A 22,018-nucleotide genomic window follows, 5' to 3' on the forward strand; every position below is an offset into this window, starting at 1 on the left:
CGACTCCACGCAAAACGGCGCGGCGCGCTGCATCAGGCACGGCCTGCGCGCGCCGCCCCGCTCACAACGCGGCTTCGACGATCGACTTGCCGCTGATCGCCTGCTCGACGAGCTGTTCGTCCCCGACCTTGCGGATCGCATCGTCGAGCAACCCTTCCGGCTCCTCGGTCGCCACCTTCAGCAGGCCGGACAGCCCGCGCGCGTCGAGCACCACCAGCGTCTCCATCGAATCCGCGCGGCTCACGAGCACGCGGCGGAACGCAGGGCCCGCGCCGAAGCTCGCGCAGAGCGCGATCGTCTCGTTGCCGAGCGGGTAGTCGAAGTTCTTGATCATGTCTGCCGCCGTTGCAAGGGAATGGCTGCGCGCGACGGCGCGGCGCCGTGACGTCGACGCACCCGCGCGTGCCGCCGGCGCCCGACCGCTCCGATCCGTTCGCCGGCACCATCATGCTAGGCGGGCAGTATTAACGACGACTTAAACGGCCGGCGAGCGGCGTATCGGGCCGATCACCGCGTCTCACGACGCTTCGTCGAGCGGCTCGACCGTCACGCCGACCTTCAGCTCCTGATCCGCGCCGCCGCCGCGAATCACGCCGCGCAACGGCGTCACGTCCGCATAGTCGCGGCCGATCGACAGCATCACGTAGTCGTCACCGGGCGCACGGTCGTTGGTGGGGTCGAGTTGCAGCCAGCCGCCATCTTCGGGCCATGCCGGGTCGTATACGTCGATCCATGCATGCGACGCATCCGCGCCGATCAGCCGCGGCTGACCGGGCGGCGGCTGGGTCAGCAGATACCCGCTCACGTAGCGCGCGGCAAGCCCGAGCGAGCGCAGCGCGCCGATCATCACGTGCGCGAAATCCTGGCACACGCCCTTGCGCAATCGCAACGCATCGAGCGCGGTCGTCGTGATGTCGGTGCTGTTCGGCGTGTACGCGAAATCGGCGTGAACCCGCCGCATCAGGTCCCACGCGGCCTGCACGAGTGGCCGACCCGGCGTGAAGCTCGCGGCCGCGTACGCGGCCAGTTCGGGATCGCACGCCACGTGCGGCGACGCGAACACGAACTCGCTCGCCGCGTCATACGGCTGCCCCGCACGAAACTGCAAGCGCTCGCGCACGGCTTCCCACGCCATCGCATGCTCGGCGTCGGGGCTCGCGATCGCGGGCGGCGGTGCGCCGCGCGCGCCCAGCGACCAGACGGGCGCACTCACGCGCACCGTGCTGCGGCTGCGCACGAGCAGCGCATCGTGAGGCTGGTTCAGCGCGAACGACGCGCGCGCGTTGCCGAACGCATCGATCTCGGTGCAGACCGACTCCGGGGCGGGCTCGATGTCGAGCGAGAACGACAGCACCTTCTGGCGCGGCGTCGCGAGCGGCTGCAGCCGCGCCTGGTGCTGCGCGGATTCGACGCGTGCCGCGTAGCGGTATTCGGTGTCGTGCGTCACGCGCAGCACGCGGCCGGGCGCGACGGTGGTCGGCGCGGCGGGTGTTGCTGGTGTAGCCGCCGGCGCGTCCTTCGCACTGCCGGAAGCCGGCGCGGGCGACATCTTCGCCGCGTGTTTCGTCGTCACCATAGCGTCCTGCCCGCGTCCCGCACATGACTGAAATAGCGCTCGCCGATCCGGTTCGACAATTCCCACACCGCCTTCACGGTCGTGTCGAGCGCCTCGAGCAGCTTGTCGTGCCGGCCGTCGTCGCCGGTTTCGCACAATTCGTGCAGCGACCACGCGGGCACGTCCGGAATCGTCTCGGCAAGTTCGGACAGCGCATAGCCTTCGCTGCGCTCGACCTTCGTCAGCCGGCCGCGCAGCGCCTGCACGACCCAGCCGAGCGAGCGCGGGTTGTCGGTGTCGAGCACGACGAGCGACAGCAGCGGCGCGACGTCGAAGCCGCGCTGGAACCGCGAGCGGAACGTGATCGTGCTGTCGAACAGTTCGAGCACGAGCTCGAAGCCGTCCTGCCGGTGCACGGCGCCCTCGTCGAACGCGAACTTCAGCACGCTGCACAGGAAGTCCAGCCGTTCGATCTGCCGGCCGATCGACAGCAGCCGCCAGCCATCGTCGCGCGTCATGTTGTCGGTCTGCGCGCCGGTGATCGCGCCGAGCAGCAGCCCGAGGCGCTCCAGCAGTTGCAGCGCCTCGTTGCCGATCTGTTCTTCGGCTTCCGGATGATCGGCGCTGTCGGCGAACAATTGCGTCGCGTCGTCGATCAACCGCCACTGATCGCTCGACAGCCGCTCGCGGATCGCGGCGGCGGCACCGCGCATCCCGAACAGGCAGGACGCGATGCCGGACGTGCGGTCCGCGCCGCGCGTGAGCGACGTCGCGAGCGCGTGCTGGAACGCACGCGGCGCATCGACGGCGTTCGGCGCGTCGGACGCGATCAGCCCGGTGTCGCGGCACAGCGTGTCGATGAGCTCCAGATGCGCGGGGCTGTCGACGTCGTCCTCGCCGCGCAGCCGCTCGAGCGCGGCGCGCGCGAGACGCATCAGGCTGGTCGCGCGCTCGGTGTAGCGGCCGAGCCAGAACAGGTTCTCGGCCGCGCGGCTCGCAATCGCGCGCGGGTGCTCGACGAGATCGTCGGGGCCGAGACGGGTCTGCAGCAGCGTCGTCGAATCGACGATGCCTTCGGTCATCACCCACGTATCGACGGTGCTGCCGCCGCGCGGCATCGGCGCGTTGAACAGCGTATCGCGCGTGCCGACCCGCGACAGGCCGCCCGGCAGGAGCCGCCAGCGCTGCGCGCCGTCGGCTAGCGCGAACACGCGCAGCAGCAGCGGTTTCGGCACGATGCGCGCGCCGCCGTTACCTTCAGGCGCGTCGCGCCCCGGCCAGGTCGGCGCCTGCGACAACGGCAGGTCGGCCTGCACCGTGTAATGTTCGGGCCGGGCGAGGATCCGCGCACGCCACTCGGCCAGCTGCGCCGGCGTGAGCCGCGCGCCGATCACCGGATCGAACCCGCCGCCGGCCTGCGCGTCGGGCGGATACGACGGTTTCACGATGCCGCGCGCGAGTTGCGGCAGCGCGTCGTTGCACGCGGCGGCCTCGCCGCACCACCACGAATGCACGGCGGGCAGCGTCAGCGTTTCGCCGAGCAGCGCTTCCGCGAGGCGCGGCATGAAGCCGAGCATGCCCGGCGATTCGAGGAAGCCCGAACCCGGCGCATTCGCGAGCAGCACGTTGCCCGCGCGCACGGCCTGCAGCAGCCCCGGCACGCCGAGCATCGAATCGGGCCGCAGTTCGAGCGGATCGAGCCATGCGTCGTCGACGCGCCGCAGGATCCCGTGCACGGGCTCGAGCCCGCGCAGCGTCTTCAGGAACACGTGGTTGTCGCGCGCGGTCAGGTCGCCGCCCTCGACGAGCGTGAGACCGAGATAGCGCGCGAGATACGCATGTTCGAAGTAGGTCGCGCTGTGCGGCCCCGGCGTGAGCAGCACGATCCGCGAATTCTTGCTGGCCGGGCTGAGCGCCTGCATGCTCTGCAGCAGCGACCGGTACGCGGACGCGAGCCGCTGCACGCGCAGCCCGCGAAAGCCGCGCGGAAAGAGCCGTGACACGATCAGCCGGTTTTCGAGCAGATAACCGAGCCCGGACGGGCCCTGCGTGTGCTGCGCGACGATCCGCCATTGCCCGTCGGGGCCGCGCGCGAGATCGAACGCAACGATGTGCAGCCATGTGTCGCCCGGCACGCGCGCGCCGCGCATCGCGCGCAGGTAGCCCGGGTGGCCGGTGACGAGCGCGGGCGGCAGCAGCCCGCGCTCCAGGATCGTCTGCGGGCCGTACAGGTCGGCCATGGTCGCGTTCAGCAGCCGCACGCGCTGCAGCACGCCGCGCTCGATCGCGACCCAGTCCTCGGGCGTGACGATCAACGGCAGCAGGTCGAGCGACCACGGGCCGGCCGCGCCGTCGCCCGCGCGTTGCTCGTGGAGCTGGTAGAACAGGCCGTTCTCGCGCATGCGTCGCTGCAACGCGTCGGCGCGGCGGTCGAGATCGGCCACGCCGTCGCTGCCGATCGACGTGAAGAAGCTGCGCCATGCGGGCGCGAGCAGCGGCGCGGTGAGGCCGGCGGCACTGCCGCGCAGTTCGTCGTAGCGGCCGGCCGCGGCCGGCGCCGCGAGCGCGGCGGCCAGTTCCGCGGCGTCCGGCTGCGCGCCGGTATCGAAAAGCGTGGGCATCGCGTCGGCGTCGGCGAGATTGTCGGGGTGAATGAGCGGCACGGTCGGTTTCGTTCCGTCGTCAGGGTGCGGCCGTGCCCGCGCGCCGCCGCAGCGGCGGGCGGGCACGGCGGACGCGGCGGGCAGCCGCGGCCTGCCCGCATCCTAGCACTCCGGCCGGCGCGCCGGGAGGTCGCGAACCGCGCATCGTCGTCCGTCCGTTCATCCGGCGCTCAGGGCCGCCGCAGGTCGAGCGTGAACGGGAATTCGCGGCTCGGCGCGGCGGCCGATGCCGTCATCCGTCCCGGCGTGTGTCCCATCTCGACGAAACGCGTGAGCCGGCGGCTTTCGGCCTCGTACGCATTGACCGGGAACGTCGCATAGTTGCGCCCGCCCGGATGCGTGACGTGATACCGGCAGCCGCCGAGCGAGCGCTGCAGCCACGTGTCGACGATGTCGAACGTGAGCGGCGCGTGCACGCCGATGGTCGGATGCAGCGCCGACGGCGGCGCCCACGCCTTGTAGCGCACACCCGCGACATATTCGCCGACGGTGCCGGTCGGCTGCAGCGGCAGCGGGCGGCCGTTGACGGTCACGACGTGCCGGTTGTCGTTCAGCCCCGTCACACGCACCTCGAGCCGTTCGACCGACGAATCGACGTAGCGCACCGTGCCGCCGGGCGCGCCCTCCTCGCCCATCACGTGCCACGGCTCCAGCGCACCGCGCAGCGACAGTTCCATCCCGTTCACCGCGATCTGGCCGAACAGCGAGAAGCGGAACTCGAAGTGCGGCGCGAACCACGCCGGATCGAACCCGAAGCCGGCGTCGCGCAGCTCGGCCAGCACGTCGTCGAAATCCATTTTCAGGAACGCGGGCAGCATGAAGCGGTCGTGCAGCGCGGTGCCCCAGCGCGTGAGCGGCGTCGTGTACGGCGCGGCCCAGAAACGCGCGACCAGCGCGCGCAGCAGCAGTTGCTGCACGATGCTCATCCGCGCATGCGGCGGCATCTCGAACGCGCGCAGTTCGAGCAGGCCGAGCCGGCCGGTCGACGAATCGGGCGAATACAGCTTGTCGATGCAGAACTCGCTGCGGTGCGTGTTGCCGGTCACGTCGATCAGCAGGTTGCGCAGCACGCGGTCGACGAGCCACGGCGGCATGTCCTGCCCGTACAGCAGCTTGTTGCGCTGGATTTCCGCGAACGCGATGTCGAGCTCGTAGAGCTGGTCGTTGCGCGCCTCGTCGACGCGCGGCGCCTGGCTCGTCGGGCCGATGAACAACCCGGAGAACAGGTACGACAGCGACGGATGGTTGTGCCAGTAAGCGATCAGGCTCGCGAGCAGATCCGGGCGGCGCAGGAACGGGCTGTCGGCCGGCGTCGCGCCGCCGAGCACGAAGTGGTTGCCGCCGCCCGTGCCGACGTGCCGGCCGTCGACCATGAACTTCTCGCTGGACAGGCGCGACTGCCACGCGGCGTCGTACAGGAATTCGGTCTGCTCGACGAGTTCGTCGAAGCTCCGGGCCGGATGGATGTTCACCTCGATCACGCCGGGATCGGGCGTGACCTGCAGCAGCTTGAGCCGCGCATCGCGCGGCGGCGGATAGCCTTCGAGCACGAGCTTCACGCCGATTGCGTGCGCGGTCAGCTCGATCGCCGCCAGCAGGTCGAGATAATCCTCGAGTGCGGCGAGCGGCGGCATGAACACGTACAGGATGCCTTTGCGCACTTCGGCGCACAGCGCGCTGCGCGTGATCCACCCGGCCGATTCGAAGGGCTCGGGGCGGCGCTGCGGGTCCTGCTGGCCGGGCGCGTGCCGTCCGGCCGCGTCGGTGCCGTCGCCGCGCCACTGCATGACCGTTTGCGTGGGCGCTTCGCGATGCGCGCCGGCGAGATAGCGCGGCGCGTCGGCCGCGCCCACATGACGCGCACGGAACGCGGCGGCCTCCGGCAGCGCGGCGCGCGGCGCGAACGGATCGCGTTCGACCAGGTACGGATAGTCGGCGCCGGTGACCCACGGCAGCGAATCGAGCGGCAGCCGGTAGCCCATCGGCGAATCACCGGGCACGAGATACATCCGCTCGTCGCGGAAGAACCACGGGCCCGTCTGCCAGCGCGGACCGTCGAGGCCCGACCGCTCGCGGCCCGACTCGTCATCCGCGCACTTGAGCGGCAGCACGTAGCCGACCACGCTGTCGAGCTTCTGGTCGAACACCTTGCGCAGCCGCGCGCGTTCGAGTTCGTCGTCGAGCCGCGAATCGAACGGATCGACGTTGACGGGCAGCCGGCGCTCGCGCCACAGGTAGTACCAGACGTCCTCGTAGCCGGGCTGCACGAATTCGTGGGTCAGGCCGAGGCGCGCGGCCAGCGCGTCGATGAAGCGTTTCGCATCGTCGGTCGTCAGCGCGGACGGCTCGCGCTCGTCGGCGAACAGCGACGGATCCTGCCACACGGGCTGACCGTCGGCCCGCCAGAAGATCGACAGCGCCCAGCGCGGCAACTGCTCGCCCGGATACCACTTGCCCTGCCCGAAATGCAGGAAGCCGCCTTCGCCGTATTCGGCGCGCAGCCGCTGCACGAGTTCGGTTGCGTAGCCGCGCTTGGTCGGGCCGAGCGCATCGGTGTTCCACTCGGCGCCGTCGCGATCGTCGATCGACACGAAGGTCGGCTCGCCGCCTTGCGTCAGCCGCACGTCGCCCGCCGTCAGCGCGCCGTCGACCTGCGTGCCGAGCGTGCGCACGGCCGCCCATTGCGACTCGGTATACGGCTTCGTCACGCGCGGCGATTCGTACACGCGCGTCACCGCCATCTCGTGCTCGAACGACACCTCGCATTCGTCGATCAGCCCTTCGACCGGTGCGGCGCTGGTCGGCTGCGGCGTGCACGCGAGCGGAATATGCCCTTCGCCGGCGAGCAGGCCCGACGTCGGATCGAAGCCAATCCAGCCGGCGCCCGGCAGATAGACCTCGCACCAGGCGTGCAGGTCGGTGAAGTCGACCGACGTGCCGCTCGGGCCGTCGAGCGCCTTCACGTCGGGCGTGAGCTGGATCAGGTAGCCGGACGCGAAGCGCGCGGCGATGCCGAGATGCCGGCACAGCTGCACGAGCAGCCATGCGCTGTCGCGGCACGACCCGGACGCGAGCTCGAGCGTCTGCTCGGGCGTCTGCACGCCCGGCTCCAGGCGCACGAGATAGCCGATGTCGCGCTGCAGCTGCTGGTTCAGCGCGACGAGGAAGTTCGTCGTGCCGGCCGGCGTGCGGTCGACGCTGTCGAGATACGCGCGGAACCGCGGTGCCTCGCTCGTCGCCGGATCGCACGCGAGGTACGGCGCGAGTTCGGTCTTCAGCGCATCGTCATAGCTGAACGGGTATTGCTCCGCGCTCGCTTCGAGAAAGAAGTCGAACGGGTTGTACACCGACATTTCGGCGACGAGATCGATGGTGATCTCGAAGTGCTCGGTGCGCTCCGGAAACACGAGCCGCGCGAGATAGTTCGAAAACGGGTCCTGCTGCCAGTTGATGAAATGCTCGGCGGGCTCGACCGTCATCGAATACGCGATGATCGGCGTCCGGCAGTGCGGCGCGGGCCGCAGCCGCACGATCTGCGGCCCGAGATTGACGGGCCGGTCGTAACGGTAGCGGGTGGTGTGATGCAGCGCGACGTGGATGGGCATGGGGGAGCCGCTCGGTTCGGGTTGGGCCGGCCGCGCGCGCCGCGTCGCCGTCACTGCGGCGGCACGGCACGGCGGATTCGGCGAAGGGGCGCGTCAGACCAGTCCCGGCGACTGCACGACGCTGATCTCGACGCCGACGGCGCGCGCGCCGACTCCTGTCACCGGCTGCGCGTCGCGATGGTCGAGGCCGACCGCGATGCGCACGTAGCGCTCGTCCGGGCAGCGGTTCATGAACGGATCGAAGCCGACCCAGCCGAGCCCTTCGACGTACGCCTCGGCCCACGCATGGCCTGCCGGCTGCTGCATCAGCGCGGCAGTTTGCGGCTGCGCGCCGAGCGCCGGCTGCTGCAGCCCCTGCGATTGTGATTGCGATTGCGACTGCGACTGGGATTGCGACTGCGCGGCGTGCGACGCGCCGAGCGCCTGCTCCATCCCCTCACCGCTCTGCAGCGCAAGCGCTTCCTCCTCGCCTTCGTCGCCCGCGCTCTGCTTCGCGTCGGCGATGCGCTGCATCGCGCTGTCGGCGAGCACGTAGCCCGAGATATAGCGCGCGGGAATCTTCAGCACGCGCGCGGCCGCGATGAACGCATGCGCATGGTCGCGGCTCGTGCCCTCGCCGTTTTGCAGCGCGGTTTCGGCGTCGACCGGCGCGTCGGCCAGGGTCGGCGCGTACGCGATGCGATCGTGCACTTCCGTCATCAGCCAGTGCAGCGCATCGAGGCTGTGCGGCTCGATCGGCAGCGCGTGCGCGAGCTCGCGCACGGTGTCGCCGGCCTTCGTGAGCGCGGTCTCGCGCTCGAAGATCCACGGCGGCGCATAGCCTTCGGAGTTGCCGAGAATGCCCGCACGGTCCTGCGTCTCGACGACGCCGGCCGCGACCACGACGATCTCGTTCCGCGCGCCGGGGTCGTGGCGCACGAGATCGATCCGGTTGCCGAAGCCGTCCGCATAGGACAGGGTCGGCTCGACGCCGTCGATCGTGACCTGCCACGCGCGCACCGTCTGCCCGGGCCCCGATTGCGGGCGCAGCCGCAGCCGTTGCAGCGCGTGGGTGGCTTGATCGTCGAACTGATAACGCGAGATGTGTCGGATGGCGAGTCGCATGGCAAGTCTCAGTCGAAGTTGTAGGCCTGGGCGATATCGGCCCCGAGGCTGTTGTTGCGGCCGATGAAGTCGGTCAGGAACTCGTGCAGGCCGCTCTTGAAGATCCGCTCGACCGAGGTGTCGGACAGCATCTGCAGGATCTTCGCGGCCGTGTCGTGACACGGGTGTGTCACGCCGTAATCCTTCGCGAGCAGGTTCAGGCTCGACACGACGCGCCCGTAGCAATAGCGCAGCGAACGCGGCATGCGGCCGTTGAGGATCAGGTAGTCGGCGATGTTCATCGGCTTGTACTGCACGTCGTACACCCAGCGATACGACCGGTGCGCGGCCACGCAGCGCAGGATCGTCTCCCACTGGTAGTTGTCGAGGATCGTGCCGACGTGCGACACCGACGGCAGCAGCAGGTGATATTTCACGTCGATGATCCGCGCGGTGTTGTCGGCCCGCTCGACGAACGCGCCGATCTGCGCGAAATCGAAGATCTCGTTGCGCAGCATCGTGCTGTAGAAGCTGCCGAGGATCAGCGCGGTTTCGCGCTTCACTTCGTCGAGCACCGCCGGCAGCCCGCTCTCCGGCACCGGCTCCGCAAGCGCGCGGCGCAGCGCGAGCCACGCGCCGTTCACGCTCTCCCACGCCTCCCGCGTGAGTGCCGTGCGCACCATCCGCGCGTTCGAGCGTGCGGCCTCGATGCACGACAGCACGCTCGACGGGTTGTCGCGATCGCGCAGCAGGTAGTCGGTCACGGTATCGGCGGCATATGCGTCGTACTTCTGACGATAGCCGTCGTCCGCGCCCGAGCTGACCAGCACCGACGACCATTCGGCCGGCGCGTCGGCCGTGCGCGTGAGCGCCATCCGCAGCCCGGCATCGACGATGCGCGCGATGTTCTCCGCGCGCTCGATATAGCGGTACATCCAGTAGAGCCCGCTCGCAGTTCGTCCCAGAAGCATCTCGTGTCCACTCCGTCTTCGTTCGGTTCGCGCGCCGGCTGCGGCGCGCGCGGTCGTGCCCGGCTCAGTCGGCCAGCACCCAGGTGTCCTTGGTGCCGCCGCCCTGGCTCGAGTTGACGACAAGCGATCCTTCCTGCAGCGCGACGCGCGTGAGCCCGCCCGGCGTGATGCGGATCCGGTCCGACACCAGCACGAACGGCCGCAGGTCGACGTGGCGCGGCGCGAGGCCGGCTTCGGTCAGGATCGGCGTCGTGGACAACGCCAGCGTGGGTTGCGCGATGTAGTTCGCGGGTCGCGCGCGCAGCTTCGCGGCGAACGCCTCGAGTTCGGCCTTCGACGCGCACGGCCCGACCAGCATCCCGTAGCCGCCCGAGCCGTGCACTTCCTTCACGACCAGTTCGTCGAGATGGTCGAGCACGTATTTCAGGCTGTCGGCCTCGCCGCAGCGCCAGGTCGGCACGTTCTCCAGCAACGCCTTGCGGCCCGTGTAGAACTCGACGATCTCCGGCATGTACGAGTAGATCGCCTTGTCGTCGGCGATGCCGGTGCCCGGCGCGTTCGCGATCGTGATGTTGCCGGCGCGGTAGACATCCATGATCCCGGCCACGCCGAGCACCGAGTCGGGGCGGAACGTGAGCGGATCGAGGAACGCGTCGTCGACGCGGCGGTACAGCACGTCGATCTGCCGGAAGCCTTCGGTCGTGCGCATCGCGACGCGGCCGTCGACCACCTGCAGGTCGCTGCCCTCGACGAGGTGCACGCCCATCTGGTCGGCGAGGAACGAATGTTCGTAGTACGCGGAATTGTGGATGCCGGGCGTGAGCACGGCGATGGTCGGGTTGTCGGCGTTGCCGCCCGGCGGGCACACGGCCGCGAGCGACTGCCGCAGCATCTGCGGATAGGTCTCGACCGGGCGCACCTTGACCTGCTGGAACAGCTCCGGGAAGAGCTGCATCATCGTCTCCCGGTTTTCCAGCATGTACGACACACCCGACGGCGTGCGCGCGTTGTCCTCCAGCACATAGAATTCGTTCTCGCTGGTGCGCACGATGTCGACGCCGATGATGTGCGTGTAAACGTTCCCGGGCGGCCGGAAATCGATCATCTCCGGGATGAACGCCTCGTTGTGCGCGATCAGATGCTTCGGCACGATGCCCGCGCGGACGATTTCCTGGCGGTGGTAGATATCGTCGAGGAATGCGTTGAGCGCCATCACGCGCTGCTCGATGCCGAGCGACAGCCGGCTCCATTCCGCGCCCGAGATGATGCGCGGCACGATGTCGAACGGAATCAGCCGCTCGGCGGCCTGCGCGTCGCCGTACACGGCGAACGTGATGCCCGTCCTGCGGAACACGCCTTCGGCGTCGTGGGCCTTCTGGGCGAGGCTTGCTGGGTTCTGCGTGTCGAGCCACTGCTTGAGGCGCGCGTAAGGCGGTCTCACCATGTCGCCGGATTGCAGCATTTCATCGAACGGTTTCATCGAATTGTTCTCCATCGTTCTCCCCGGCATTGCGCATGCCGGACCGGCGTACTCACTTCTTTGCAAGGAACGTGCCTTGCGCTATCCGCTCGATTCCCCCCTTTTGGCGCCGCCGCGCGCACGCTCGTGCGCCATGACGCACCACGACGGTGCAGCGACGGCTCTCTCCGCCGCATCGACGCGCCGCGATCGCGCGCGCCAGTCGAACATAGTTCCCCCGCGTGTCATGAATGCGCAATCTGCACTGCACCAAATGGGCGCCCGTGCCGGTTGTGCCCGTCGTGGTGAATGGTGCCCCGCACCGCTCGCCATGGCCTTGGGCGCCTCGATTCCCGCCCCTGTTCGCCGAGCAGGATGGCGCGGCGCAACCGCTCGCGGGAAAGCGGGCCGGCCACGCAACCTGCGCAGGCCGGCCCTGGGGAAGTACCGTCTGCGGCCGCACCAGCGTTCGACGCGGTGAACTAACTGGTTAGCCGGGTCCGGCGCCTCAAACTTATGCAGCCGTAATGCCGCCGACAATGCTCATGCATATTTCGACTGACACCGATCGAAAAAAAACATCGGCTGCCGGCGCGCGAGGCGCGGTAGGCTAGAAGGTTCGTGCAGCGAAACGGCGCCGCCGCCCCCGTGGGCGCCCGACCATAACAAGCGAAGATCGAAATGGAAGCGAAGTGGCTGGAAGATTTCCTGAGCCTTGCGGATACCAAGAGCTTTTCCCGGGCCGCGCGTCATCGGCACCTCACGCAGTCGGCCTTCAGCAGACGAATCGCCGCGCTCGAAACGTGGATGGACGCGAAGCTGGTCGACCGCAGCATCAACCCCATCACGCTGACGCCGGCCGGGCAGATGTTCCGCGGGCTGGCCGCGGACATCCTGCGCAGCATGTATGCGGCCCGCAACCTCGTGAACGGCTACGACCAGTTCGCGGCAAGCGACCAGGTCGTGCGCTTCGCGGTCGCGCATACGCTCGTGTTCACGCTGTTCCCCGAATGGCTCAAGCAGTTGAACGGCGAAGTCGGCCATGTGACCGCGCGCGTGAATGCGGTGAACGTGCCCGAAGGCGTGCAGCAACTGGTCGAAGGTGAGTGCGACCTGCTGCTCGGCTATCACCATCCGCAACTGCCGATCGTGCTCGATCCGAACCACTTCCCGTTCGTCACGCTCGGCGTCGAACGGATCCTGCCGGTGTCGACGCCCGACGCGCACGGCCGGCCGCTATTCGAACTGCCGGGCGCGCCGGACGCGCCGCTGCCGCTGCTCGCGTATTCGTCGGGGGCGTTCCTCGGGAACGTGGTCGAGATGCTGCTGCTGAACGCGTCAGAATCGTATGCGCTGCACCGCTGCTTCGAGACGCACATGTCCGAAGCGCTCAAGGGGATGGTCGTGGCCGGGCACGGGATCGGCTGGCTGCCCGAAAGCTGCGTGGCGAAGGAACTCGCGGAAGGCTCGCTCGTGCGGGCGGGCTCGGCGGACTGGATCACCGAGCTCGAGATCCGCCTGTACCGGTCCGCGCGCAAGCGCGGGCTCGCGGCCGAACAGCTTTGGACCTACATCATGAACCGGCCGCGCACCGCGGCCGACGGCTCGATCGCGGCCGAGCCGGCAGCACCCGCCGTGCGCATCGCTCGCCGCAGCGTCGGCGGCAGCCGATAACGCCCTTCCTCGTCCTTCATCGCCTGACTTGCCGGCGCACGATGCGCGGATAACCGCGCGTCGCGCCGTCATCCGAACGGCGTCGGCCGCCCGCATTTTCCGCTCCTGCACGGAGTGTCGATGCGAATATCGCACGCTTGATCAAGCGAGTTAAATAGCCAAACGTTTGCGAGTCCGGGCTGTATTCCTTTCTATCAGAAATACCTGATCCCCAATAACTTTCCGGTTTCAACAGTGGAAATACCCTGTTACAGATCACAATAAAAGTTTCGATTTGCATGCAACGACGATTCATGCCAATACCGTCGCACCCTCTTTTTCTATTTTCACGCCATTTGTACCGATGTCATGGAAATGCCTCGATTACAGAGGCAATACTTCCTTTTATCAGTCGTTATTTTTCGGCACAAATTCCGGTACCTCTTACGTCGTAGGTTTCCGTCCGGGTCATCGCTACCGCCGAGCAAATTTCATGTCCGGCAACATCGACTTTATTATGATTTTAAAGATTCGTCGAATAAATGCCAATCCTATTTAAATAAGACATTTTAAACGGTGTGTCGTGCGGGCTACACATTATTGTTTGTTGAAAACCCATCGTGTATCAATAGCATGTCGTAAAAGCCGCATATAATTTCGACTCGGAATAAATGCGTTGTCATTTGATTCCGGCTGGAGGTGGCAATGTCTTCCTCGTCGTTTAAACAGCATGCCCGGCCGTTGCTCGGCCTCGTCGTCGTATTCGCGCTCTGCATCGACGCCGCGGCCCAGGGCCAGCCCCAAACCGAGCCCGCGTCCGGCGCGGGCCCGGAGCGATACGTGATTTCGTACATCTGCGGTGATGCACGAATCGACGGTACGGCGCCACTTCCCCCCGACGGCCGTCCGTACAACCTCGGTGTGTCGTTCGTCGCGGGCAGCACCGGACAACCGCTATCCAACGTGCAGGTCCGACTGCGGCGACACGGCCGCGTGCTGCTGGAATTCAAGGCCACGGGGCCGCGCTGTCTGTTCAGCGTGCCCGAGGCCAGTTACCGGGTCGAAGGCACCTATCAGGGGGCGACGCAGTTCGCGATCGTCGAAACGGGCGCGCTCACCACGCAGTTGAAATGGTGAGCCCCCGGCCGAATCCGCGTGCCGACACCGCACGATCGCGCCATTCACCGCGATCCACCGCTATCCACCGAAACGAGGAGCATGGAATGACTCGCGCAGAGCGACCGGACGACGCGCCGGTCCGTCAGCCGAAACCCTCCTGGGGCCCGGGCAAGAGTGCGGCCCTCAGCATCGTCGCGTTTGCCGCGATCTTCGGTGCGTTCGCGTATGTCGAGCGCGACGTCGGGATGGGCAACGCAGCCCACACGACCGTGACGCGCGACATCGCCGGCGTGGTCGGCACCGCCGTCCAGAAGTCTCGCGACGCCATCGTGGCCGTAACGGACAACGCGTCCGGCGCGTCCGTGCCCGCCGGCGTAGCATCGACCGTCGCACGGGCCGCGCCGGCTAGTTCGCCGGCATCGGCCGCGCCCGTGATGTCGGCCCGATCCCACGCGAAACACGCGCGCCGTGCGCATGGGTCATCCACGACGCTCGCGGCCGACGCGTCTGCCGCATCCGCCGGCGCGCGCACCACGCGCTCATCCGAAGCGCATCGGACGTCACGTTCGCAGGCGCTGGCGCGCACGAAAAAATCCGCCGACCCCGAGCCGAGCGTTCAGCCGCATTCGTATACAGCGGACTCGGCGCACATGCAGGCGGCCAGCGTGACGCGCGCGGAGGTGGAAGGCGCTCGCGCGCTGGCCAAGGCGCGCTCGTGCGCACAGATGGATCAATGGAACTGCGTGGAGCAAAACGCGAGCCGGGCACTCGCGATCGACCCGAAGAACAGCGAATCGCGCGCGCTGCTTGGACAAGCGATCCGTAACCGCCTATGAGCCGGCCCTCACGCTGCCAGGTCTCGCCACCCGGCAGCGTGAGGGCGGGCGACGCGCGTCGTCGGGCATGCAACCGATGTGATCGACAAGAAGTGAGGACATACCGTGGCTAACAATCGTCAAGAACAATGCACCACCGTCGCTCCGTCCAACCGGCGGATCCTCCTGCATGCGCCATTGCTGTTGCTGCTCGTCGCGTCCGGGCCCTGCTTCGCTGCCGAAGGCGACGCGGAACCGGGCAGCGCGCGCGAAATCGCCAGGACCCACGGCGCACGGGATGCGCTGCCGCCCGACCTGCAACCGACGGGGGCGCCGATGCAGGCCGCCCAGGGTTCGGGCACGTTGCCTCCTCATGCGCCGACGCCGATCGCGCTGGCGTCCGATGCGTCGCTGCAGATCGCTCAGGCATCGCCTATGCCGATCTCGGTGGTGGTGGAGCCGGAAGCGCCGCAATCGGGCGAGCCGGCGCCGGGCGCGCAGCCCCCCGATCCGCCGACACCTGTCGCGCCGACGCCCGACGGGCCGAGGCAACTGGCGCAGGCGTCCGACAGCGCACCTGCGAATACGCCGGCACCGGTCGCGCAGACGCTAGACGCACCTATGCAACCGGCGCAAGCATCCGACACCGCACCGCCGAATACGCCTGCACCGGTCGCGCAGATGCACGACGCGCCGATGCAGCTGACGCAGGCGTCCGACACCTCACCGCCGAATACGCCTGCATCGATCGCCCAGATGCAGGACGCGCCGATGCCGCCCGCGCAGGCGTCCGACACCGCACCGCTGAATACACCTGCACCGATCGCACAGACGCCGGACGCGCCGATGCCGCCCGCGCAGGCGTCCGACACCGCACCTGCGAACACGCCGGCACCGCTCGCGCAAACAAAGGACGCGCCGGTGCAACTGACGCAGGCATCCGACACCACCCCGCCGAATACACCTGCACCGATCGCACAGACGCAGGACACGCCGATGCCGCCTGCACAGGCCACCAGCACCCAACCGCCCGATACACCAGCGCCTACCGCCGCGACGCCATCCGAACCCTCGGCATCCACCGCGCCGGCTCCGAGCGCGCAACCCTCGGCCCCCCCGCCGCAGCCCACGCAAACCACCACCACCACGCCGCCGAATTCACCGACGCAAACCGCTCAGGCATCCGGCACGCCGATGCCGAACTCACCCGCCCCCGTGACGCAGATGCCGGGCGCGCAACCGCCGTCGTCCCAGGGGCCGAGTTCACAGACGCCCGGCGCCCAGCTACCCGGCGAATCCATGCAACGCTCGCAAGGCCCTGACGTCGAAACGCCGAACGCCGAGGCGCCGGATCTCCGTACCGCCGACGTCGAGACCGTGCGCAAGGACGTGTTCGGCCTCGCGACGAGCGGCGGCGCGGTCAAGGCGATCGACGAAGCGAAAATGCGGCCCGATGCGTTCTCCGCCGTCGACATCGCGCAACTGGAAGAACTGTCGATCCGCCAGCAGGTGCGCGGCGGACGCGACAAGTCGCGCGCGATGACGAGTTCGGACCGCTTCGACGGGCTCGACAACGCGCTGCGCGCAGCCGACGACCTCGACCAGCGGATGCCGGCCACCCCCGAGTACACGCCCGTCAGGACGGCGCTCGCGGGCGACCGCACGATCGCCCTCGCGGCACGCGGCGACATGACGAAGGCCGTCAAGACGTTCGAGACCATCCCGCCCGACGCGGAGATCTCGATCGACGCGCTGGCGGCCGTCGGCGACGCGTACCTGTACCTGAGCGAACCGGGCAAGGCGAATGTCGTCTACCAGCGTGCGCTGAATCAGGCGACCGCGTCGCCGACGGACCGAGCAACCCGCGGCTTCCAGTACGGTGCACGCACGCGCGCGATCGAGCTGCGCGAAGGGCTGTTCTGGTCGTACGTCGACCGGGCCCGCGCGGCGGACGCGAAGCAGGTGCTCGACGACATGGGCAAGTCGTTGCCGCCGGCCACGGAGGTGCGCAACTACGGCCCGGGGGAAAGCGACTATCTGCGCTACTACCGGCTGCGCGCGCAATACCTGATCTTCACGGGTCACGCCGACGAAGGGATCGCCGCGCTCGAGCAACTCGAGAACGAGGTGCCGTTCAACGGCGAGGTGCGCGCCGCGCACGCCGACGCGGTGTCGGGCCAGGCGCATCCGCGCCAGGCGATCTCGATGTATCGCGCGTCGCTGGCCGACCATCCGGACAGCGTCGAGATGCTCGCGGGCCTCGGCCGCGCGTCGCTCACGGCGGACGACTACGCGACCGCGAAGAGCGTCGACCAGACCCTCGACAACACGTTCCCCGACAGCGGCGCCGTGCGCAGCTTCAAGCGCGACTACAAGGCCTACCGCAGCCCCATCTTCACGACCGACCTGAGCTTCGAGCACGGCAACAGCGCGCTGGCCGACAACAGCTTCACGTCCGACAGCTACATCTATTCGCAACCGTTCGGCGACAACTGGCGGGTGTTCTCGCACACGTTCTTCGGCCACGCGCAAACCGACAACGGCAGCCTCAGCCGCACCCGCACGGGCATCGGCGGCGACTACCGGCACGGGCCGCTCACAGTCCTCGGCGAAGTCACGCGCTCGTTCGGCGGGGACGGCCGAACCGGCGGCCGCGGGTCGATCGCGTACGCGCTGAACGACTACTGGACTGTCTCCGGCGGGCTCGACAGCAACGACAACTCGCTGCCGTGGAAGGCGTATGCCGCGCACATCTGGGGCCGCTCCGCGAACGTGTCGGTCGTGTATCGCCAGAACGACCGGCGCGAAGTCAAGCTGAGCTACGGCGTGAGCCGCTACAGCGATTCGAACCTGCATCAGGAAATCACGGCGACCGCCACGCAGCGCGTGTACACGGCCGCCAACCAGCTCGTAAACGTATCGCTGGATCTCGGCACCGGCAGCAACACGCGCCGGGACGCACCGTACTTCAGCCCGGGCCGCGACTACGCAGCCGCGGCGACCGTGATGCACCAGCTGACGTTGTGGAAGAAGGGCGACATGGGGCTGCAGCAGCGCATCTCGGTGTCGGGCGGCGCTTACAACGAGCGCGGATTCGGCACCAGCGCGCTGTGGAGCGCGCGGCTCGAGCACGCGTGGACGTTCAAGCACGACATCACGCTGAGCTACGGGATCGAGGTCAGCAGCCACGCGTACGACGGCGAGCGCGAGCGCTCCGAAACCGGCTTCCTGTCGCTCAACCTGCCGTTCTAGCAAGGAGATCGTACGATGCAATCCCGACGGACCTTCATGTGCGGATGCATGGGCGCCTTTACCGCCTGTTCGCTGTTCCCGGGCGTGACCAATGCCAAGATGATCGACCTGCTGCCGCCGTCCGATCCGGCCGACGGCAAGACGTTTCGCGTGATCTGCCTGCATGACGTGCGTGACAATCTGATGGCGTCGTTCAACTCCCCGTCGGCGATGGTCGACCCGTTCGCGATCGATACCGGCACGCTGACCGCGATTTTCTCGTGGCTGCAGACCAACAACTACCACACCATCACGGTCAAGCAGATCGAGGAGTCGCGACACGGCGGCAAGCCGCTGCCGCCGCGCTCGGTGCTGCTCACGTTCGACGACGGCTTTCGCAGCCACTACACGAAGGTGCTGCCGCTGCTCGAGCGCTTCAAGTATCCGGCCGTGATGGGCATCGTCACCGCGTGGATCGATACACCGCCGAATACGCCGATCCGCATCAGCGACAAGGTGCAGGTGCCGCGCGACTACTTCCTGTCGTGGGACGAGGTGAAGAAGCTCGGCCAGTCGCACCTCGTCGAGCTCGGCTGCCACACCCACAACCTCCATCACGGCGCGATCGCGAATCCGCAAGGCAACGAGTTGCCGGCGACCACCTCGCACCTCTACCTGCAGAACGAGAAGCGCTATGAAACCGACGCCGAATTCGAAGCGCGCGTGCACAACGACCTCCAGACGTGCGTGCGGCAGATCCGCGAACACACCGGCATCGTCGCACGCTCGATGGTGTGGCCATACGGCGCGGAAAACCAGCCCGTGCGCAAGATATCGACGTCGCTCGGCATGGACATCCAGTTCAGCCTCGACGCCGGCCCGAACACGCCGGACGTGCCGCTGGACCGCTTGAGACGGATCCTGATGATGTACGACGTCGACATCGGCGGGTTCGAGCGCTCGATGCGCGAACCGGCATCCAACCGCGGTGATGTCGACGTGCCCGAGCGCATCGTGCAGGTCGATCTCGACCAGGTCTACGATCCGGATCCCGCGCGGCAGGAAGCGAATCTCGGCAAGCTGATCGAACGCATCTACCGGATGCAGCCGAAATCGGTGTACCTGCAGGCGTATGCGGATCCGAAAGGCACCGGTGTGGCCGAAGCGGTGTATTTCCCGAACCGGCACCTGCCGATGCGCGCCGACCTGTTCTCGCGCGCCGCGTGGCAGCTCAACACGCGCGCCAACGTGCAGGTGTACGCATGGATGCCGGTGCTCGCATTCCGGCCGCCGGCCGACAAGCAGCGCGGGATCGAGGCCGTGACCGCCTACGGCGGCGCGCCGGCCCGCGAGAACGGCACGCGCGTGTTCCGGCTGAGCCCGTTCGATCCGGAAGCGCGGCTGATGATCCAGCAGATCTACGAGGATCTCACCAAGCACGCGTCGTTCAGCGGCATCCTGTTCAGCGACGATGCCGTGCTCGACGACTACGAGGATGCGGGCAAGCATGCGCTGCGCATCTATTCGCAGTGGGGGCTGCCGGCCGACATCGGCAAGATCCGCGAGAACCCCGACCTGATGAAGCGCTGGACGCGCCAGAAGTCGCGCTACCTGATCGACCTGACCCGCCAGCTCTCGCAGATCGTGCTGGCCCACCAGAATGCGGGCGACGTGCTGACCGCGCGCAACATCTTCGCGATGCCGGTGCTCAAGCCCGAATCGGAAGCGTGGTACGCGCAGAACTACGACGATTTCCTCGCGACCTACGACTACGTCGCGCTGATGGCGATGCCGTACATGGAACAGGCGAAGGACCCAGAAGGCTGGCTGGACCAGCTCGTGCAGGCCGTCCATGCGAAGCCGCGCGGGCTGGAGCGCACCGTGTTCGAACTGCAGTCGTACGACTGGCGCGCGCGCAAGGCCGTGCCGGCCGGCACGCTGCTCGCGCAGATGCGGCGGCTGCGCAGCAAGGGCGCGGTGAATTTCGGCTACTACCCCGACAACTTCCTGAACGGCCAGCCGCAGCTCGAAGCGATGCGCGACGTGATGTCGTTGAAGTCCCGCCTCGACCAGAACTCGATCAACGCGCTGATGCAGATGCAGCACACGCCCGGAACCAAGACGCCATGAACTCCCACAGCATCATCCAGCGCCTGCAGGACTTCGTCTTCTACTATCCGTTCTTCATGTCGTATCTGTGGATGATCGGCGGCGTCGTTCACTACTTCCTGCTCGAGGAGGGCCGCGAGCTGTCGATGCGCACGATCGCGTCGAGCGGCATCCCGAAGATCTCGATCGTCGTGCCGTGCTTCAACGAAGCGGCGAACGCGCGCAGCGTGATCCGGCATCTGAACGCGATGGACTACCCGAACTACGACATCATCGCGGTCAACGACGGCAGCCAGGACCGCACGGGCGAGATCCTCAACGAGCTGGCCGTCGAGATCCCGCGGCTGCTCGTGATCCATCACGCGCGCAACGAGGGCAAGGCGGTCGGGCTCACGACCGCGGCCGCGGTATCGAACGCCGAATACCTGCTCTGCATCGACGGCGACGCGCTGCTCGCGCACGACGCGATCGGCTGGATGCTCGAGCATTTCCTGACCGATCCGGGCGTCGGCGCGGTCACCGGCAACCCGCGCATCCGCACGCGCACGTCGCTGCTCGGGCGCATGCAGGTCGGCGAATTCTCGTCGATCGTCGGGCTGATCAAGCGCACGCAGCAGGTGTATGGCCGCATCTTCACGGTGTCGGGCGTGATCACGATGTTCCGCAAGACCGCGCTCGCCGATGTCGGCTACTGGAGCTCGGACATGCTGACCGAGGACATCGACATCAGCTGGAAGCTGCAATGCCGCGACTGGCGCGTCGTGTACGAGCCGCATGCGCTGAGCTGGATCCTGATGCCCGAGACGGTCCGGGGGCTCTACCGGCAGCGGCTGCGCTGGGCGAAGGGCGGCATCCAGGTGCTGATGAAGTACGCGGGCACGCTCGCGCGGCCGACGCAGATGATGATGTGGCCGCTGTTCATCGAGTACCTGATCGGCATCGCGTGGGCGTACTCGATGTCGTTCATCCTGCTGCTCGCGCTGATCAACGTCGTCTATCCGCTTCCGCCGAGCTGGCATGTGTCCGTGGTGCCGCACTGGCACGGGATGCTGCTGGTGGCGACCTGCATCCTGCAGCTGATTATCGGCAGCATGATCGATCGTCGTTACGACGAGAAACTCCTGATGTACTTCCTTGACACCATCTGGTACCCCGTCGCGTTCTGGTTGATCAGCATGATCACCACCGTCGTCGCCCTGCCCGCCGTCGTATTGCGGGGCCGCGGCAAGCGCGCCGTTTGGGTCAGTCCCGACCGAGGCATTCAACATGAAGAACGCGCCGATTATTGACCTTTCCCTGCGCGCCCCGCGCGAACTGATCGCCGAGCGTGGCGGCATCGTGGGACCCGTGCTGGTCGCGTGGTTCCGCCTGATGCGGCCCGCGCTGGTGGGTGGGGTCTGGGCATCGATCTGCATCTATACCTACCGCTACCTGTTGCCGTTCAACGAGGCCGAGATGCCGATCGAACAGATCGTGTTCTACGTGACGAGCATCGCGCTGATCGCCGGCACGATCGTCATGTGGCTGATCGCGGGGCGCGTCGTGCATCCGCTCGCGTACCGGTGGCGCGTGTCGAAGATGCTGCGGCGCTCGGCCAGCGTGAAGGTGCGCTCGGTCGCGCCGACCGCGTTCGCGGGCGCCCGCCGGCGCGGCGCACGACGCACGACGCGCATTCTCGTCGCGTCGCACGACGCGAACGGGTCGATCTCGGGCATCGAATGGGTCGCGCATGCCGGGGCCCAACCGCGCGAATAG

At 67.8% G+C, this 22,018-nt stretch carries 15 protein-coding genes; 7 read left to right on the forward strand and 8 right to left on the reverse strand.

The window, feature by feature from the left end; all coding sequences use genetic code 11:
* Positions 1-61 precede the first annotated feature (61 nt).
* The 7 genes from ABIC50_RS06185 to ABIC50_RS06215 all read right to left on the reverse strand — a co-directional run bounded on the left by ABIC50_RS06185 (position 62) and on the right by ABIC50_RS06215 (position 11,357).
* Complete coding sequence (locus ABIC50_RS06185) at positions 62-334, reverse strand: hypothetical protein (RefSeq protein ID WP_354162358.1); 273 nt, start codon at positions 332-334, stop codon at positions 62-64.
* A 183-nt stretch (positions 335-517) separates the two neighbouring features.
* Positions 518-1,576, reverse strand: a complete 1,059-nt coding sequence (locus ABIC50_RS06190) for a transglutaminase family protein (protein ID WP_354162361.1) — start codon at positions 1,574-1,576, stop codon at positions 518-520.
* Positions 1,570-4,176, reverse strand: coding sequence for a circularly permuted type 2 ATP-grasp protein (locus ABIC50_RS06195; protein WP_354163641.1), 2,607 nt, complete (start codon positions 4,174-4,176; stop codon positions 1,570-1,572). Before ABIC50_RS06195 ends, ABIC50_RS06190 begins: the two co-directional genes overlap by 7 nt.
* Before the next feature lie 212 nt (positions 4,177-4,388).
* Positions 4,389-7,823: a transglutaminase family protein gene (locus ABIC50_RS06200; RefSeq protein ID WP_354162364.1), complete on the reverse strand. Its 3,435-nt coding sequence runs from the start codon at positions 7,821-7,823 to the stop codon at positions 4,389-4,391.
* Positions 7,824-7,916: 93 nt separating this feature from the next.
* Positions 7,917-8,927 (reverse strand): transglutaminase family protein, encoded by a 1,011-nt coding sequence (locus ABIC50_RS06205; RefSeq protein WP_354162367.1) that lies wholly within the window; start codon positions 8,925-8,927, stop codon positions 7,917-7,919.
* A gap of 8 nt (positions 8,928-8,935) precedes the next feature.
* Complete coding sequence (locus tag ABIC50_RS06210) at positions 8,936-9,877, reverse strand: alpha-E domain-containing protein (RefSeq protein WP_011658544.1); 942 nt, start codon at positions 9,875-9,877, stop codon at positions 8,936-8,938.
* A gap of 64 nt (positions 9,878-9,941) precedes the next feature.
* On the reverse strand, positions 9,942-11,357 hold the full coding sequence (locus ABIC50_RS06215; RefSeq protein WP_041491637.1) for a circularly permuted type 2 ATP-grasp protein: 1,416 nt from the start codon (positions 11,355-11,357) through the stop codon (positions 9,942-9,944).
* 660 nt (positions 11,358-12,017) lie between these two features.
* On the opposite strand from ABIC50_RS06215, the gene ABIC50_RS06220 reads away from it, so the two are divergent.
* The gene (locus ABIC50_RS06220) at positions 12,018-13,010 is read left to right on the forward strand and encodes a LysR substrate-binding domain-containing protein (protein WP_354162370.1); all 993 of its coding nucleotides are present in this window, start codon (positions 12,018-12,020) and stop codon (positions 13,008-13,010) included.
* A 16-nt stretch (positions 13,011-13,026) separates the two neighbouring features.
* Here ABIC50_RS06220 and ABIC50_RS06225 read toward each other — a convergent pair whose 3' ends face one another.
* Complete coding sequence (locus ABIC50_RS06225; RefSeq protein ID WP_354162373.1) at positions 13,027-13,290, reverse strand: hypothetical protein; 264 nt, start codon at positions 13,288-13,290, stop codon at positions 13,027-13,029.
* A gap of 404 nt (positions 13,291-13,694) precedes the next feature.
* Between ABIC50_RS06225 and ABIC50_RS06230 the strand changes: the two genes are divergently transcribed.
* The 6 genes from ABIC50_RS06230 to ABIC50_RS06255 all read left to right on the forward strand — a co-directional run bounded on the left by ABIC50_RS06230 (position 13,695) and on the right by ABIC50_RS06255 (position 22,018).
* A complete protein-coding gene (locus ABIC50_RS06230) occupies positions 13,695-14,126 on the forward strand; it encodes a hypothetical protein (protein ID WP_354162375.1) in 432 nt (143 codons plus the stop codon).
* Positions 14,127-14,212: 86 nt separating this feature from the next.
* A complete protein-coding gene (locus ABIC50_RS06235; RefSeq protein ID WP_354162378.1) occupies positions 14,213-14,944 on the forward strand; it encodes a hypothetical protein in 732 nt (243 codons plus the stop codon).
* A gap of 105 nt (positions 14,945-15,049) precedes the next feature.
* Positions 15,050-18,175, forward strand: coding sequence for a poly-beta-1,6 N-acetyl-D-glucosamine export porin PgaA (gene pgaA / locus ABIC50_RS06240; protein WP_354162381.1), 3,126 nt, complete (start codon positions 15,050-15,052; stop codon positions 18,173-18,175).
* 15 nt (positions 18,176-18,190) lie between these two features.
* Positions 18,191-20,284 carry a poly-beta-1,6-N-acetyl-D-glucosamine N-deacetylase PgaB gene (gene pgaB, locus ABIC50_RS06245; protein ID WP_354162384.1) on the forward strand — a complete coding sequence of 698 codons (2,094 nt, stop codon included), beginning with the start codon at positions 18,191-18,193 and terminating at the stop codon, positions 20,282-20,284.
* The gene (gene pgaC, locus ABIC50_RS06250) at positions 20,281-21,552 is read left to right on the forward strand and encodes a poly-beta-1,6-N-acetyl-D-glucosamine synthase (RefSeq protein ID WP_175659438.1); all 1,272 of its coding nucleotides are present in this window, start codon (positions 20,281-20,283) and stop codon (positions 21,550-21,552) included. Before pgaB ends, pgaC begins: the two co-directional genes overlap by 4 nt.
* Positions 21,530-22,018 (forward strand): hypothetical protein, encoded by a 489-nt coding sequence (locus ABIC50_RS06255; protein ID WP_011658536.1) that lies wholly within the window; start codon positions 21,530-21,532, stop codon positions 22,016-22,018. The genes pgaC and ABIC50_RS06255 overlap by 23 nt, the downstream gene beginning before the upstream one ends.

The organism is Burkholderia sp. 567 (assembly GCF_040545115.1).
Classification (GTDB): domain Bacteria; phylum Pseudomonadota; class Gammaproteobacteria; order Burkholderiales; family Burkholderiaceae; genus Burkholderia; species Burkholderia ambifaria.